The organism is Achromobacter sp. HZ01 (assembly GCF_003267925.1).
Lineage (GTDB): Bacteria > Pseudomonadota > Gammaproteobacteria > Burkholderiales > Burkholderiaceae_B > Achromobacter > Achromobacter pulmonis_A.
In genome coordinates this window covers 1,644,069-1,659,811 of the sequence record NZ_LWKV01000001.1, presented here as the reverse complement: position 1 = coordinate 1,659,811, position 15,743 = coordinate 1,644,069, and the positions used below count along the sequence as shown (strand labels likewise).

The window sequence follows — 15,743 nt, the reverse complement described above, 5'->3', positions numbered from 1 at the left end:
GGACGGATCATGCCAAACATGGGCAATGTCCCGAATTGAAGATTCTATAGAAGTGATGTAGTCGAATCAACGGGCCTCGCGCGCGGTGTCGGTTTTTTTCAACTGGGGAGTCGCGTGGGAATGCGGCTCGGACTCGGATGGGCCCGGGACTACAGCGTCCCGCAAAAATCTCGATAAAAATTATTGACGCCGAGATTTTTGATGCTTATCGTAGAAAAAAATAGCGCCGCCAACCCGAGCCGGACCGCGCGACCCGCGCAACACCGGCCACAGGCGCGAGGAGACAGGCAGTGATACGGCTACACGACATCCGGTACGTCCGGCTGGGCACGCGCGACCTCGATGCGGCGGTGCGCTATGCGACCACCGTGCTGGGGCTGGAACTGGCCCGCAAGGAGTACGGCGCGGTCTATTTCAAATCCGATTCGCGCGACCACACGCTCTGCTATTTCGAGGGCGATCCGCGCGACCATACCTCGGCCTTCGAGGTCGACACCGCCGAAGAACTGGAGCAGGCCGGCGCTGTGCTGGAACGCAGCGGCTACACAGTGCAGGCCGGCAGCCGCGAAGCGGCCGAGCAGCGCTACGTGCGCGACTTCCTCAGCTTCATCGACCCTTCCGGCAACCGCATCGAACTGGTGCACGCGCCGCAGCACAGCGGCCGGCGCTACTTTCCCGGCCGCGACGCCGGCATCACGGGGTTTTCGCACATCGGCCTGCGCACGCTGGACGCGCGCCGCGACGAGGCCTTCTGGACCGGCCTGCTGTCGGCCCGCGTCAGCGACCGCATCGGCGAGGCGCCGCTGCTGCGCATCGACGAGGTGCACCACAAGATCGCGCTGTTCCCGTCCAGCTATCCGGGCGTGCAGCACATCAACCACCAGGTCGAGAGCATCGACGACATCATGCGCGCCTGGTATCAGCTGCGCGAGTGGAACGTGCCGATCCGCTTCGGCCCCGGCCGGCATCCGACCTCGGGCGCCATGTTCCTGTATTTCGACGGTCCCGACGGCATGATCTACGAATACTCCACCGGCGTGCGCCTGATCAGCGCCGAAGACGAAAAAACCTACCGGCCGCGTAGCTTCCCCGCGATACCGTCCTCGTTCTGCATGTGGGGCGCCAAGCCCGATATCCCGGAGTTCAAGTCGTGAGCGCCGCGCCGGATTCCGGCCAGCAGGCGCTGGTGCGCGTCGCGGCCCGCGCGCTGGCCCGCGCCAACCTGGTCCATGCCTACGGCCATTGCAGCGCCCGCATCGACGCCGACCATTTCCTGGTGTGCGCGGCCCGGCCCATGGGCCTGATCGAACGGGGCGAGCCCGGCACGGTGGTGCCGGTGCATGGCGAGCTGCCCGAGGGAGTGCTGGGCGAAGTGCGCATCCATCAGCACATCTACCGGCTGCGCCCGGACGTGGGCGGGGTGGTGCGGTCCATGCCGCCCACCGTCATGACGCTGTCCACGGCCCGGGTCACGCCGCAGCCGCGCCACGGCATGGGTTCGTATTTTTCCCCGGCCGTGCCGCTCTGGGACGATCCGCAGCTGGTGCGCAGCGACGCGCAGGCGCGCGGCGTGGCCGAGACGCTGGGCGCGGCCCGCGCGGTGGCCATGCGCGGCAACGGCGCGGTGGTGGCGGCCGAGTCCCTCATGCATGCCGTCGTGCTGACCTGGTATCTGGAAGACGCGGCCCGCATCGAATTGCAGCTGCGTTCGGCCGGCCTGGCCAATGAGGGCCCGACGCTGGCCCTCGAAGAAGCGGCCCGGCGCGCCGTCGGCACCGGCCGCATCTACGAACGCATGTGGGAATACCTGAGCGCCGGCGACCCCGAAGCGGCGCTGGCCGACCTGTCACAACCGAGGAAGCAATGACCGATTTCCGCAACTTCATCAACGGCCAGTGGGTCGCCACCGGCAACACCTTCGACAACCGCGACCCGGTCGACAACCGCCTGGTCGGGCGCGTGCACGAGGCCGGCGACGCCGAGATCGACGCCGCGGTGCGGGCGGCCAAGGCCGCGCTGCGCGGCCCCTGGGGCCAGTTGAAGACCCAGCAGCGCGTCGAACTGCTGCACGCGGTGGCCGATGGCATCAACCGTCGCTTCGACGACTTCGTCGACGCCGAGATCGCCGACACCGGCAAGCCCTATGCGTTGGCCAGCCACCTGGACATCCCGCGCGGCGCGGCCAACTTCAAGATCTTCGCCGACCTGATCCGCAACGTTCCCAACGAGACCTTCGACCTGGAAACCCCGGACAACGGCCACGCGCTCAACTACGGGGTGCGCGTGCCGCGCGGAGTGATCGGCGTGATCTGTCCGTGGAACCTGCCGCTGCTGCTGATGACCTGGAAGGTCGGTCCGGCGCTGGCCTGCGGCAACACGGTGGTGGTCAAGCCTTCCGAGGACACGCCGGGCACGGCCACGCTGCTGGGCGAAGTGATGAACGAGGTCGGCGTGCCGGCCGGCGTCTACAACGTGGTGCACGGGCGCGGCCCGGGCTCCGCCGGAGAAAAGCTCACCCGCCATCCGCTGGTCGACGGCATCACCTTCACCGGCGAGACCCGCACGGGCGAGGCCATCATGCAGGCCGCCGCGGCGGGCGTGCGGCCGGTGTCGTTCGAGCTGGGCGGCAAGAACGCCGGCATCGTGTTCGCCGACGCCGACTTCGACAAGGCGGTCGCCGGCATCGCGCGCGCCGCGTTCGACAACACCGGGCAGGTCTGCCTGGGCACCGAGCGCGTCTACGTGCAGCGTCCGATCTTCGAACGCTTCGTGGCGGCGCTGGGCGAGCGTGCGCGCGGCTTCACGCTGGGCCGTCCCAAGGACCCGGGCGTCAACCTGGGCCCGCTGATTTCGCAACGCCACCGCGACAAGGTGCTGGGCTACTACAACCGCGCCCGCGAAGAAGGCGCGACGGTGGTGGCCGGCGGCGGCGTGCCCGACATGCCCGGCGAACTGGCCGCCGGCGCCTGGGTGCAGCCCACCGTCTGGACCGGGCTGCCCGAGACCTCGGCCGTCATCCAGCAGGAGATCTTCGGGCCGTGCTGCCACGTCGCGCCTTTCGACACCGAGGAAGAGGCGATCGCGCTGGCCAACGCCACGCCCTACGGCCTGGCCGCCAGCGTATGGACCACCAACGTGGGCACCGCGCACCGCATGGGCCGGGCGCTGGAGGTGGGCATCTGTTGGATCAATTCCTGGTTCCTGCGCGACCTGCGCACGGCCTTCGGCGGCTCGAAGCAGTCGGGCATCGGCCGCGAGGGCGGCGTGCATTCGCTGGAGTTCTATACGGAGCTGCGCAATGTCTGCGTGAAGCTCTGAACCCCCCCGGCAGGCGCCGCAAAGAACGGCGCCGCCGCCCATCCTCCAAAGGAGACATACCATGCAAGCATACGCACGCGGGCTGTCCGCGCTGGCCGCCATCGCGGCCCTGACGGCGGCCAGCGCCGCAATGGCGGACATCCGCATCGGCTTTACCGGCGTGCTGTCCGGGCCGCAGGCGGCGCTGGGCCAGGACCAGTACGACGGCCTGATGCTGGGCATCGAGCAGCTGGGCGGCAGCCTGGGCGGCCAGAAGGCGGTGGTGATCCGCGAAGACGACCAGCTCAAGCCCGACGTGGGCGCGCAGATCGTGCAGAAATTCATCGAGAAGGACAAGGTCGACGCGATCGTCGGCCTGGGCTTCTCCAACGTGCTCATGGCCGAGCTGCGGCGCATCAAGGAATCCGGCGTGGTGGCGATATCCACCAACGCCGGCCCCGCGCCGATCGCCGGACGCATGTGCCTGCCCAATCTGTTCGTGCTGGGCTGGCAGAACGACAGCATGTCCGAGGCCATGGGCAAGTACGTCAAGGACCAGGGCTACAAGCGCGCCTACCTGATGTCGTCCAACTACCAGGCCGGCAAGGACAAGCTGGCCGGCTTCAAGCGCTTCTACGGCGCCGCGCCGGCCGACGAAATCTATACCCAGCTGGGCCAGCTGGACTATTCCGCCGAGATCTCGCGCATGCAGTCGGCCGGGCCGGACGCGCTCTTCGTGTTCTACACCGGCGGGGTGGGCGTGAACTTCGTGCGCCAGCTGCGCCAGGCCGGCCTGATGGAGAAACTGCCGTTCTTCTCGGAAAGCCTGATCGACTCCAACACGCTGGCCGCGCTCAAGGACCAGGCCACCGGCGCCATCTACGGCACGCCCTGGGCGACCACGCTGGACAATCCGCAGAACCGCAAATTCGTCGAAGCCTTCAAGGCCAAGTACGGACGGCTGCCGTCGGAGTACGCCGTGGGCGGCTATGACGCCGCCTATCTGCTGGACGCGGCGGTCAAGCAGCTCGACGGCAAGCTCGGCGACAGCCGCAAGCTGGCCGCCGCGGTCAAGGCGGCGGGCGCCAGCTTCCCCTCGGTGCGCGGCTCGTTCCGCTTCAACACCAACAACATGCCGGTGCAGAACCTGTACGCCTACCAGGTCGTGAAAGACGGTGAAAACGTCGACGTCAAGCAGTTGGCCACCGTGTTCACCGACCATCAGGACGCCTACGTGGCCGACTGCCCGATGAAATAACGGAACGCCCATGAACGGATCACTACTGCTGTCCCAACTGCTCAATGGCCTGCAGCTGGGCGCGCTGCTGTTCCTGCTGTCCTCGGGGCTGACCCTGATCTTCGGCATCATGAACTTCATCAACCTGGCGCACGGCTCGCTCTACATGATCGGGGCGTTCCTGGGCGCCACGGCCTATAACGCCAGCGGCTCGTTCGCCTTCGCCATCCTGGCGGCGGTGGTCGGCAGCGGCTTCGTCGGCGTGGTGCTCGAACGCCTGATCGCGCGGCCGCTGTACCGCCACGATCACCTGTACCAGGTGCTGGCCACCTTCGGCCTGATGATGTTCTTCAACGAGCTGGCCTCGGTCATCTGGGGCAGCCGGCCGTATTTCGCGGCCGTGCCGAGCAGCCTGGACGGCGCGGTCAGCCTGTTCGGCAGCGACTACCCGGTGTATCGGCTGATGATCATCGGGGTGGGGGCGCTGGTGGCGTTGGGGGCCTGGTTCCTGATCCAGCGTACGCGCTTCGGCATGCTGATCCGCGCAGGCGCCAGCAACGCGCCCATGGCCAGCGTGCTGGGCGCCAACGTCGACCTCCAGAAAACGCTGCTGTTCCTGCTGGGCGCCGTGCTGGCCGGCGTGGCGGGCGCGCTGGCCGGGCCGATCCTGTCGGTGCAGTCCGGCATGGGCGAGCCGGTGCTGATCCTGGCGCTGGTGGTGATCGTGGTCGGCGGCATCGGCTCGGTGCGCGGCACCCTGGTCGCGGCGCTGCTGATCGCCATGATAGACACGCTGGGCCGCGCCTTCCTGCCCGACATGCTGCGCGCGGTCTTCGACGCCTCGGTCGCCAACGCGGTCGGCCCGGCGCTGGCCTCCATGCTGATCTACGTGCTGATGGCGGTGGTGCTGGCATTCCGGCCGCAGGGCCTGGTCTTTTCCGCGCGGCGCTGACGGCGCCGCGCAAGGGCATAACATCATGCAAGCAAACGACAAGCGGCGCTGGGCGCTGCCCCTGCTGTTCCTGGTCCTGGCCGGCGTGCCGTTCGCGGCGCAATGGCTGGGAGAACCGTTCTACGTCACCCTGGGCGCGCGCATCCTGATTTACGCCCTGGCCGCGCTGGCGCTGAACCTGGTGCTGGGCTTCGCCGGCCTGGTCAGCTTCGGCCACGCCATGTTCCTGGGCCTGGGCTGTTACGCGGTAGGCATCCTCAGCTACTACGGCTTCGGCAACGGCTGGCTGCAGCTGGCCGTCTGCATCGCCGTATGCGCGCTGGTGGCGCTGGTGGTCGGCACGGTCTGTCTGCGCACTTCCGGCATCGGCTTCATCATGATCACGCTGGCCTTCGCCCAGATGTTCTATTTCCTGGCCGTCAGCCTGCGCGAGTACGGCGGCGACGACGGCCTGAACATCTACGAGGCCAGCGCCTTCGGCCTGTTCGAACTGGACGGCAGCCTGCCCGTGTACTGGGCGGCCTGGGCGCTGCTGCTGGTCTGCAGCATCGGCATGCTGCGCCTGCGCCGCTCGCCCTTCGGCATGATCTTGCGCGCCACCCACGCCAACCCGCGGCGCGTGGACGCGCTGGGCTACTCCGTGTTCGGCGTGCGCCTGACGGCCTACGTCGCCTCGGGCGTGCTGACCGGCGTCGCCGGCCTGCTGCTGGCCAACCTGACCGCCTTCGCCTCGCCCAGCTACATGTCCTGGCCCGTCTCGGGCGAGCTCATCGTCATGGTCGTGATCGGCGGCCTGGGCAGCGTGCTCGGGCCCATCGTCGGCGCCATCGCCTACCTGCTGATGGAAGAAGCCTTCAAGAGCCTGACCCAGCACTGGATGCTGCTGATGGGACCGGCCGTGGTCGTCATCGCCATGCTCGCCAAGGGCGGCTACGGCAATTCCCTGGCCTGGCTGCGGCGCGCGCCGCCGGCCGGACCCGCCGCGCCCGCCGCTGCGCCGCCGGCCGGCGACGGCCAGCAGGACCGCCGTCCGCCGGACACCCTGGCCAAGGAGGCCTCCGCATGACCATGCAAACCGCCTCCGCGCCCGCCGGCCTGTCCACCCACGACCTGGTGCGCCGCTTCGGCGGCCTCAAGGCCACCGACGGCGTATCGCTGGACGTGGCCCCCGGCGAACTGCACGCGCTGATCGGCCCCAACGGCGCGGGCAAGACCACGCTCATCAACCTCCTGTCGGGCGAACTGCGGCCCGACGGCGGCGCCGTGCGCCTGGGCGCGGCCGACGTCTCGCGCGCTTCTGTCCAGGAGCGCGTCGCCCAGGGCATGCTGCGCTCCTATCAGGTGACCTCGGTCTTCTACAGCTACACCGTGCTCGACAACGCCTGCCTGGCCGCGTTGCGCAAGCGCCGCCGGCGCCTGTCGCCCTGGACCGCGCTGCGCGACTGCGCCGACGTCGTGGACGCCGCCACCCAGGCGCTGCGCGCCTGCCGGCTCGAAGACGTGGCCGAGGCCGAGGTCGCCAGCCTGGCCTACGGCCAGCGCCGCCAGCTCGAAATCGCCATGGCCCTGGCCGGCGAGCCCTCGGTGCTGCTGCTGGACGAACCCATGGCAGGCATGAGCGCGGCCGAAAGCGCCGGCGTCATCGCCCTGCTGCAAAGCCTCAAAGGCCGCTACACCATCGTCCTGGTCGAGCACGACATGAACGCCGTCTTCGCGTTGGCCGACCGCATCAGCGTGCTGGTCTACGGCAAGATCATCGCCACCGGCAGCGCCGAACAGATACGCAACCATCCCGACGTGCGCCGCGCCTACCTGGGCGACGACGCCGACGCATAAGGAGCCGCCATGTTGAGCATCAGCGGATTGACGGCGGCCTACGGCCATTGCCAGGCGCTCTTCGGCGTGGACCTGGACGTGGGCGAGGGCGAAGTCCTCGGCCTGATCGGCCGCAACGGCATGGGTCGCAGCACCGTCATCAAATGCCTGTTCGGCCTGCTGCCGGCCAGCCAGGGCAGCATCCGCTACGGCGACCGCTCGCTGCGCGGGCTGGCGCCGTACCGCATCGGCCGCATGGGCCTGTCCCTCGTGCCCGAAGGCCGCCAGATCTTCCCGACTCTGACCGTGGAAGAAAACCTCATCGCCACCGCCATCGCGCGCGGCGGCGCCCGCAACTGGACGCTGGAGCGCGTCTACGACCTGTTCCCGCGCCTGCGCGAACGCCGCGCCAACCTGGGCACCCAGCTCTCCGGCGGCGAACAGCAGATGCTGGCCCTGGGCCGCGCGCTCATGACCAACCCCAGCCTGCTGGTTCTGGACGAAGCCACCGAAGGCCTGGCGCCCGTGGTGCGCGCCGAAATCTGGCGCGTGCTGGCGCAACTGAAAGCCGAAGGCCTGTCCATGATTGTGGTCGACAAGAACACCACGGCCCTGCTGCGCCTGTCCGACCGCAACGTCATCCTCGACAAAGGCGTGACCGTGTGGCGCGGCAGCTCGGCCGAACTGTTCAAACGGCCCGACCTGGTGGCCGCCTACGTGGGAGTCTGAAATGAGATTGCAGGACAAAGTGGCGCTCGTCACCGGCGCGGCCGGCGGCATCGGCCTGGCCATCGCGCGGCGCTTCGTCGCCGAGGGCGCCTGCGTGCTGCTGGCCGACCGCAAGCAAGCCGAACTGACCGCGGCGGCCCGCTCCTTGGGAGACCGCGCCGCCGCCGCCACGGCCGACGTGACCGACCCGGCCGACGCCCAGGCGCTGGCCGACGAATGCGTGCGCCGCTGGGGCGGCCTGGACGTCTGCGTCTGCAACGCCGGCGTGATCCGCGCCGCCGACTTCCTGGACCTGACACTGGAAGACCTGGACGCCGTCATGAACGTCAACGTGCGCGGCACCTTCCTGGTCGCCCAGGCCGCCGCGCGCGCCATGGTCGCGGGCGGACGCGGCAACGGCGCCATCGTCACGCTGTCCTCGATGACCGCGGAACTGGCCATGCCCGACCAGCTGGCCTACGGCGCCAGCAAGGGCGCGGTGCGGCAGATGACCAAGTCGATGGCGCTGTCCCTGGCGCCGCATGGGATACGGGTCAACGCCATCGGGCCGGGCAGCATCGACACCGAGATCCTGGCCACGATTACCAGCAACCCCGACGCCCGCAAGACCGTGTTGTCGCGGATTCCGATGCAGCGGTTGGGGTCGCCGGACGAAGTCGCCAAGGTGGCGGTGTTTCTGGCTTGCGATGATTCCAGTTATGTGACGGGGCAGACGGTGTATGCGGATGGGGGGAGGTTGGCGTTGAACTATACGGTTGCCGTCAAGGAGTAGGGGGCGTTATGGGTAGTGTCGCTATGGGGTCAGGTGGGTTAGAGGGATAGAACCACGAAGAGCCGCAGGCCGTGAGCATGACGGTGGTCGAGTCAAGGCCGGATCTACGTTCTGATGTCGCGGCCGGACGAGTTGGCGTAACTGCCTTTTCAGCTTCCTAGCCAGAATATGTTCATTTGGCGGCAGATCTCGCTGACAACCTCGGCTAGGTCGGGCTCATGTAGATTTGCGATGCAGCGCGATTCGCCGGCGTTAGCGCACAGTGACGGATCTTGTTGGTTGAATTGAGCTGGGGCATTCCTGACAGCCGCTCGTCCCATGTCTCAAATAGGTCGTAAGCAGTCGTTGATGGCGGACGGCTTTCGACCCATTGCGGCCGTTGGGCTAGACAGATTGATCGGCTGCAATACAGCGATTGCTATCCGTGTCACATCTGCCTGGCCCAAGGGGCCAAGGGCCTGGCCGCCAGTCCTTACGCGGTGCCGGCCACGCGCAGGAATTCGCGCACGACGGCCGGAGCGTCCATGCCGAACTCGGCCATCAGGTAAGGCGTCGTGCCGCCATGGGTAAACGTGTCGCGTACGCCGACGCGAGCGAAATTGACCGCGACTTTGTTTTCCATGAGCAACTCTGCCACGGCCGAGCCCAGGCCTCCGATGATCGAATGGTTTTCCACCGTGATCACCGTGGGCACTTCGCGCGCCATGGCCGCTATGGCGGGGTTCAGCGGCTTGAGCGACGTGACGGCGACGACGCTCACGTCGTTGCCCTGACGAGCGAGTTCGGCGGCGGCGGCTTCGGCGATCGGAATGCTCAGGCCGCTGGCCAGGAGCAGGCCGTCTCGTCCGGCGCGCAGCCTGGCGAGTCCCTGCTCGGACGACGGGCGGCTCGCGGCGGGTGTGGCCCCGTTGGCTCGCGCCAGGCGCAGATAGACGGGGCCGTCGTAGGCCAGCGCCTCTTCCACTGCGGCGGCGGCCTGTCCGGCGGCCGGTTCCAGGATGCGCATGCGGGGCAGGGCGCGCATCAGGGCCACGTCGTCGATGGCCTGGTGGCTCACGCCGAGCAAGGTGTCCACGCCCGGGATGAAACCGACCAGCTTGACGTTCAATCCGGGATAGGCCACCTGCATGGCGACCTGGTCGTAGGTGCGGCGCGTGGCGAAGACGCTGAACGTATGCACGAAGGGGATGCAGCCGCAGCGCGCCATCCCGCCTGCCATGCCGACCATATTGGCTTCGGCGATGCCGGCCTGGTAGAAGCGGTTGGGCAGGGCGTCGCGGAAGATGTCGGTTTCCGTGGGGCCGCTCAGGTCCGCGGTCAGCGCCACGATGCGCGGGTCGCGGCGGGCCGCGGCCAGCAGCGCCTCGCCATAGATCCGGCGCGCGGCCGGGGCGCCGGAGCGGTCGGTGAAATCATTGACGGCCAGGTTGTCTTGAGAGCGGCTCATGCCTGGATCTCCAGATGATCGAGTTCTTGCAGCGCGAGAGCGGCGGCCTGCGGCGGCAGCTTCAGGTTGTGTCCCAGTATCCCCTCGAGCGAGGGCGCGCCCTTGCCGACCAGCGTGCGCGCGATGATGCAATGCGGCTGTCCGGGAACGGTGCGCGCGAGTTGCAGCGTTTTCAGCAAGGCGGGAATGCTGTTGCCGTCGATGTCATGCGTGTGCCACCGGAACGCGCGCCATTTGTCCGCCAGCGGTTCGTCGGGCTGGACCTGATTGATGTGGCCTTCGACCTGCATGGCGTTGGCGTCGATGATGAGGCAGAGGTTGTCCAGGCCCCAGTTGCCGGCAACCAGCGCGGCCTCCCAGACCTGGCCTTCCTGCAGCTCTCCGTCGCCCAGCACCACATAGACGCGGCTGTTGCTGCCAGAGCGCTTGAGCGCGGCGGCCATGCCCACGCCGACGGACAGGCCCTGGCCCAGCGAGCCGCAGGTCGCCTCGATCATGGGGCCAAGGCGTTCCGACGCGTTGATCTCCAGTTCGGAACCGTCGTCGCAATAGGTGTCCAGGCGCCGTGCGTCCAGGATGCCCCGCGCGGCCAGCGTGGCGTAGAAAATGGCGGTGTTATGCGCGGTGGACAGGATAAAGCGGTCGCGCTGCGGCCATGCCGGATCTTCGGGCTTGAGATTCAGTTCCGAAAAGTACAGCGTGGCGAACAGGTCGGCCGCGCCGAGCCCTTGCTGGACATACCCCTGGCCGGTGCGCGCCACCATGTGCACAACCTGCTTGCGCAGCGCGAGCGCGATCCGCGCCAGTTCGGATGCTTCCCGGGTCGGGGCGAATACCGGGAGTGGTGTAAGGGCGGTCTGTGCTGCCATCGTTTTTCCTTCAGTGGGCGGCCACATCAGCGACCATCGCGAAGGCGTGGTCGGTGACCTGCAGGGCGTGATCGATGTCTTGCGCGGTATGCGCGAGGCTGAGGAACATGTTGTGGCGGTGGTGCAGGTAGACGCCATGTTTCAGCGCTTCGGCCGTGAAGCGGGCGCCCCGGGAGTAGTCGGCGTCATCCTCGAACAGCACCAGCGGCAGCTGGACGGGGCCCGTCTGACTGATCTTGACGCCGTGCTTGTCCGCCTGGCGTTGCAGGCCGTCGCGCAAGCGCTGGCCCATCTTCTCGAAGTGCTGGATCGCGCCGCTGTTTTCCAGGACGTCCAGCGTGGCGATGGCGGCGGCCATGGCCACCCCGCCCATCCAGAACGAACCGGTGATGTAGATCTGCTGCGCCGCTTTGCGAAAGGCGTCGTTGCCGGTCACCGCGGCCAGGGAGTGGCCGTTGGCGATTGCCTTGCTCCAGGCGCAGATATCGGGCCGCACGCCCAGGGGTTCCCAGCTTCCTTGCAATGACAGGCGCATGCCGGCGCGCACTTCGTCGATGACCAGCGCCGCGCCCTGGCGGTCGCACAGGGCGCGTGCCGCCCGGGCAAAATCGGGATGCGGCAATTCCTGCGGTACGCCCAGGTCGTGGCGGAAGGCCGACACCAGGACGGCAGCCAGATCGTCGCCGGCTTCGCGGGCTGCGGCTTCCAGGCTTTCGATGTCGTTGAACTTGAAGTAAATCAGGTGCGCGCGGTCTTCGGCGGTGACGCCTGCCACCGATGGCGTGCACCACGGCACGGCGCCGTGATAAGCGCCTTTGGCCAGGAGGATCTTGCGCTTGCCGGTGCCGGCGCGGGCAATCATCAGGGCGGCGGTGGTGGCGTCCGAACCGTTCTTCTGGAACATGGCCCAGTCCGCGTGGGGCAGCATGCCGACCAGCCGCTCCGACAGCTCCACCAGCCGGGCGGTGGGGCCGTTCATGCAATCGCCTTGCTCGGCCTGCTTGCGGGCGGCCTCGTCGATGACCGGATGCTTGTGGCCCGCGATGATGGGGCCCCAGCTGCACATGAAATCCAGGTATTCACGGCCGTCCACATCCCAGAGGCGGCAACCGTCGGCGCGCGCAAAAAACTGAGGGTAGCCGGCCGGCAGGATCCTGGCGTTCAGGTGGCCGTACATGCCGCCCGGAATGACCTTGTCGGCCCGGGCCCGTAGGGCCGCGTCCACAAGTGCGAGATTACTGCCCTGGTTCAGATCTACTGCCGTTTGTGTCGCGGTCATATGTCGTTCCCATCCCTGGCTGACAGTGCTTGGAATAAACATGATACATGATATATGATGTTTGCAAACACAGTGTTTGCCCCGATCGGAATGCGGGAAAACAGCGGGGAATCGTCTACTTGCGCCGGCTGCGGCGGACCGATTTGGTCGAGGACTTTTTCACCGGCTCCGGCTCTTCGTGGTCGATGGATTCGAGGTAGGCGACGAACTGTTCGCCGCCCTCGATCAGGTCCTGTTCCACGGCGGTGGCGAGCGCTTTGGCGTCACCCGCCTTCAGAGCTTCGATGATGCGCAAGTGTTGATGCTCACCCTCGTAGGTGGGGTGGCCATGGGGGTAGAGGTAGTTCAGCAAGGGGCCCGCCTGGATCCACAGGCGTTCCAGGATTTCGGTCAGCTGCGGCATGCCGGACCGGCGATAGAGCGAGAAATGAAAGTCGTAATTGGATTGCACCGCTTGCGGATAGTCTTTTTGCTCTTCGGCACGGATCAGCGTGGCGTGGATGCGCTCGAGATCGGCAATGAATGCGGCATCGATGTGCGACAGCGCCTCGACGGCGGCCATCGGCTCCAGATGCAGACGCAGGCGCCGGATCTCCAGGTACTCGGAGAGCGACAGGCGGCGGGTCAGGAAGTAGTAGCCGGCCTTCATTTCGATGGCGCCGTCGTTGGTCAGCAGCAGGATGGCTTCGCGCACGGGCGTTTCGCTGACTTCCAGGTCGGCGGCCAGCGTGGCGATCTTCAGCCGTTCGCCGGGTTGGAAGCGGCCGGACATCAATCTGTCGCGCAGCGTGCGGTAGACCTGTCCGGTAAGGCTGGAGCGAGTGACGGAAGTTTTCTCTGTGGCCATAGTGGGCTGAGCGAAGGTCGACAGCGATTGTCTCGGACCTAGATTTTAGGGAAGAGCTGCTGCCTAGGTAGAACTACGGATATGAGTACCACCTAAAAGAACACAATATATTATATATCGTGTTAAGCCAGTGGCCCGCGCCACGGCAAAGATCGGAGGAACGCTGGATGTCGTCGTCCCCTGAAGTGCTGCGAGATCGCTGGGGCATACCGCATGTCCGGGCCGATGGCGTCGATGAGCTGTTCTTCGCCAACGGCTATGTCCACGCGCAGGACCGGCTCTGGCAGATGGACGCCGCGCGCCGGCGCGCCGTCGGCCGGTATGCGGAATGGGTCGGGTCCGAAGGAGCGGCGGCGGATGCGCTGGCCAGGCGGCTGGGCGTGGAGGCGGCCTCGCGCAGGGATTTCGCGGCGCTGTCGGCCGAGACACGGCGCATGTTGGAGTGCTATGCACAGGGCGTCAACGCCGCAATAAATGAGTTTCCGCTGCCCGTGGAATACGAGCTGCTGGGTGAGCGGCCGCAGCAATGGGAACCATGGCAATCGGTTGCCGTGATGCGCCAGCGCGGCCTGCTGATGGGATCCATCTGGTTCAAGTTGTGGCGCGCGGCCGCGCTGCGCACGATCGGACCCGAGGCCATCGGCCTGTTGCGGTACGACGACGGCGGCAACGAGCGTTTCGTTTCGCCGCAAGTCGATGACGTACAGACGCGGCGCTGGATCGCCGGCCTGCAGTCGCTGGCTCCTTCCATCGATGCGCTGCTGGCGCTGGCGCCGGCGGACGGCACCATTGCCGGGTCCAACAACTGGGCGGTGTCGGGCGCGCGCACCGTCAGTGGCAAGCCCATGGTCGCGGGCGATCCGCACCGGATCTTCGAGATCCCCGGGATGTATGCCCAATTGCACCTGAGCTGCGGCGAGTTCGATGCGCTGGGCTTCTCGGTGCCGGGCGTGCCGGCCTTTCCGCATTTCTGCCATACGGAGCACGTCGCGTGGTGCGTGACGCATGCCTTCGCCGATATCCACGACCTGTACCTGGAGCGTTTCGATCCCGCCGATCCCGCGCGCTATCAGACGGAGACAGGCTGGGCGCGGGCCGAGGTCCATGAGGAAATTGTGAACGTACGCGGCGCGGAATCCCTGAAGGTCCGCGTAATCCGGACGCGTCACGGTCCGCTGCTGGCGGATCCCGAGGCGAGCGGGTACGGGGTGGCGCTGCGTTCGGTGCAGCTGGACCCCGTGGACCGTTCCCTGGACTGCCTGCTGCCGATGCTGCGCGCCCATGGCGTGCGTGAGTTCAATGAGGTGTGCCGTCCCTGGGGCGTGATCGACCACAGCGTGGTGGCGGCCGACACGTCCGGCCACATCAGCGTGAACGTGCGGGCCATCGTGCCGGAGCGCGACCGCGTCAACGGCTGGCTGCCTGTGCCCGGTTGGACGGGGCAACACGAATGGCGCGGCTACATCCCCTGGGAACGCATGCCGCGCGAGGTGGACCCCGCGTCCGGCAAGCTGGTGACGGCCAACAACCGCATCGCGCCGGACGGCGAGGGCGATTACCTGTGCACCGATTGCCATCCCTCGACGCGGGCCCGCCGCATCAGTGAACGGCTCGACGGTTTTCCCGCCGCCAGCGTGGACGACATGGTCGGCCTGCTTGGCGACACCGATAGCGCGCGCGCTCGCGACATCGCCGCGCGCATCTGCAAGGCGACCCCTCAGGGCGCCGGCGCGGAACTGGTGGCCTTGCTGCGAGGCTGGAACGGCAACATGGCCGCCGGCGAGTTGGCTCCGTCGGCCTACTACCAGGTGCGCCAGGCAATGACGCGCATCCTCGCGCGGCGCTCGGGCCTGGACCGCGCCGCCCGGGACATCTTCGCCACGATGGCCGCGCCGGGCGTGGTGCCCGTCAATCAATTGTGGTGGACGCTGCCCGAACTGCTGCGCCGCGAAGACGTCAGCCTGCTGGCCGGCGCCACTTGGGACCAGGTCATTCAGGAAGCGCTGGCCGCCGTCGCCGAGGGCGGCGCGGTGCAGCCCTGGGGGCGCCTGCACCGTCCGGTGTTCTCGCATCCGCTTGCAAACGCCTTCCCGGAGGCAGCGACAAGGCTTGCGCCCGCCTCCAACGATGTCGCGGGCGATGGCGATTGCGTGTGTGCCACCGGCGCCTATCCCACCGGCGGCCCCTCGTCCAGCTATGGGCCGGTTGCGCGTTATGTCTTCGACGTGGGTAATTGGGATGCGAGCCGCTGGTCGGTTTTTCATGGCGCCTCGGGTGCGCCCGACAGCCCTCACTACAGTGACCAGAACCCATTGTGGGCGCGCTGCGAGCTTGCGCCCGCGCCGTTCACGCGGGAAGCGGTGGACGCTTGCGCCGTATCGCGCCAGCGCATCGAGATCAAGGGGCTGAAGCCGGAATCCGCGCATACCGACAGCCCGTAATGCCGAGTGGGGGTGCGCCCGCCGCGCGCCCATGCTGTTTTAACCGGGTCCGCCGCAA

The 15,743-nt window shown here is 67.5% G+C and carries 14 protein-coding genes; 10 read left to right on the top strand and 4 right to left on the bottom strand.

Annotation, left to right across the window (positions count from 1 at the left end; all coding sequences use genetic code 11):
- The first annotated feature begins 290 nt into the window (after positions 1-290).
- The 9 genes from A6B37_RS07725 (at position 291) to A6B37_RS07685 (ending at position 8,802) form a co-directional block, all read left to right on the top strand.
- Positions 291-1,154 (top strand): VOC family protein, encoded by an 864-nt coding sequence (locus A6B37_RS07725; RefSeq protein WP_111825376.1) that lies wholly within the window; start codon positions 291-293, stop codon positions 1,152-1,154.
- On the top strand, positions 1,151-1,867 hold the full coding sequence (locus tag A6B37_RS07720) for a class II aldolase/adducin family protein (protein WP_210405782.1): 717 nt from the start codon (positions 1,151-1,153) through the stop codon (positions 1,865-1,867). The genes A6B37_RS07725 and A6B37_RS07720 overlap by 4 nt, the downstream gene beginning before the upstream one ends.
- Entirely contained in the window at positions 1,864-3,318 is a 1,455-nt protein-coding gene (locus tag A6B37_RS07715; protein WP_111825375.1) for a 2-hydroxymuconic semialdehyde dehydrogenase, read from the top strand. The genes A6B37_RS07720 and A6B37_RS07715 overlap by 4 nt, the downstream gene beginning before the upstream one ends.
- Positions 3,319-3,379: 61 nt before the next feature.
- Entirely contained in the window at positions 3,380-4,555 is a 1,176-nt protein-coding gene (locus A6B37_RS07710) for an ABC transporter substrate-binding protein (RefSeq protein ID WP_111825374.1), read from the top strand.
- Between the two features lie 10 nt (positions 4,556-4,565).
- A complete protein-coding gene (locus A6B37_RS07705) occupies positions 4,566-5,486 on the top strand; it encodes a branched-chain amino acid ABC transporter permease (RefSeq protein ID WP_102771437.1) in 921 nt (306 codons plus the stop codon).
- A 25-nt stretch (positions 5,487-5,511) separates the two neighbouring features.
- Entirely contained in the window at positions 5,512-6,552 is a 1,041-nt protein-coding gene (locus A6B37_RS07700; protein WP_111825373.1) for a branched-chain amino acid ABC transporter permease, read from the top strand.
- A complete protein-coding gene (locus A6B37_RS07695) occupies positions 6,549-7,322 on the top strand; it encodes an ABC transporter ATP-binding protein (protein WP_111825372.1) in 774 nt (257 codons plus the stop codon). The genes A6B37_RS07700 and A6B37_RS07695 overlap by 4 nt, the downstream gene beginning before the upstream one ends.
- Before the next feature lie 9 nt (positions 7,323-7,331).
- Positions 7,332-8,030, top strand: coding sequence for an ABC transporter ATP-binding protein (locus A6B37_RS07690; RefSeq protein WP_111825371.1), 699 nt, complete (start codon positions 7,332-7,334; stop codon positions 8,028-8,030).
- A 1-nt stretch (position 8,031) separates the two neighbouring features.
- Positions 8,032-8,802, top strand: coding sequence for an SDR family NAD(P)-dependent oxidoreductase (locus A6B37_RS07685; protein ID WP_102771433.1), 771 nt, complete (start codon positions 8,032-8,034; stop codon positions 8,800-8,802).
- Between the two features lie 472 nt (positions 8,803-9,274).
- Here the strand turns inward: A6B37_RS07685 and A6B37_RS07680 are convergent, their stop codons facing one another.
- The 4 genes from A6B37_RS07680 to A6B37_RS07665 all read right to left on the bottom strand — a co-directional run bounded on the left by A6B37_RS07680 (position 9,275) and on the right by A6B37_RS07665 (position 13,244).
- Complete coding sequence (locus tag A6B37_RS07680; RefSeq protein ID WP_111825370.1) at positions 9,275-10,249, bottom strand: transketolase C-terminal domain-containing protein; 975 nt, start codon at positions 10,247-10,249, stop codon at positions 9,275-9,277.
- Positions 10,246-11,118, bottom strand: a complete 873-nt coding sequence (locus A6B37_RS07675) for a transketolase (protein ID WP_168202128.1) — start codon at positions 11,116-11,118, stop codon at positions 10,246-10,248. The genes A6B37_RS07680 and A6B37_RS07675 overlap by 4 nt, the downstream gene beginning before the upstream one ends.
- Positions 11,119-11,128: 10 nt before the next feature.
- A complete protein-coding gene (locus A6B37_RS07670) occupies positions 11,129-12,397 on the bottom strand; it encodes an aminotransferase class III-fold pyridoxal phosphate-dependent enzyme (protein WP_168202127.1) in 1,269 nt (422 codons plus the stop codon).
- A 115-nt stretch (positions 12,398-12,512) separates the two neighbouring features.
- Positions 12,513-13,244, bottom strand: a complete 732-nt coding sequence (locus A6B37_RS07665; RefSeq protein ID WP_102771429.1) for a GntR family transcriptional regulator — start codon at positions 13,242-13,244, stop codon at positions 12,513-12,515.
- A 167-nt stretch (positions 13,245-13,411) separates the two neighbouring features.
- Here A6B37_RS07665 and A6B37_RS07660 point away from each other — a divergent pair, with 167 nt between their 5' ends.
- A complete protein-coding gene (locus A6B37_RS07660; RefSeq protein WP_111825369.1) occupies positions 13,412-15,685 on the top strand; it encodes a penicillin acylase family protein in 2,274 nt (757 codons plus the stop codon).
- The last annotated feature ends 58 nt before the right edge of the window (positions 15,686-15,743 follow it).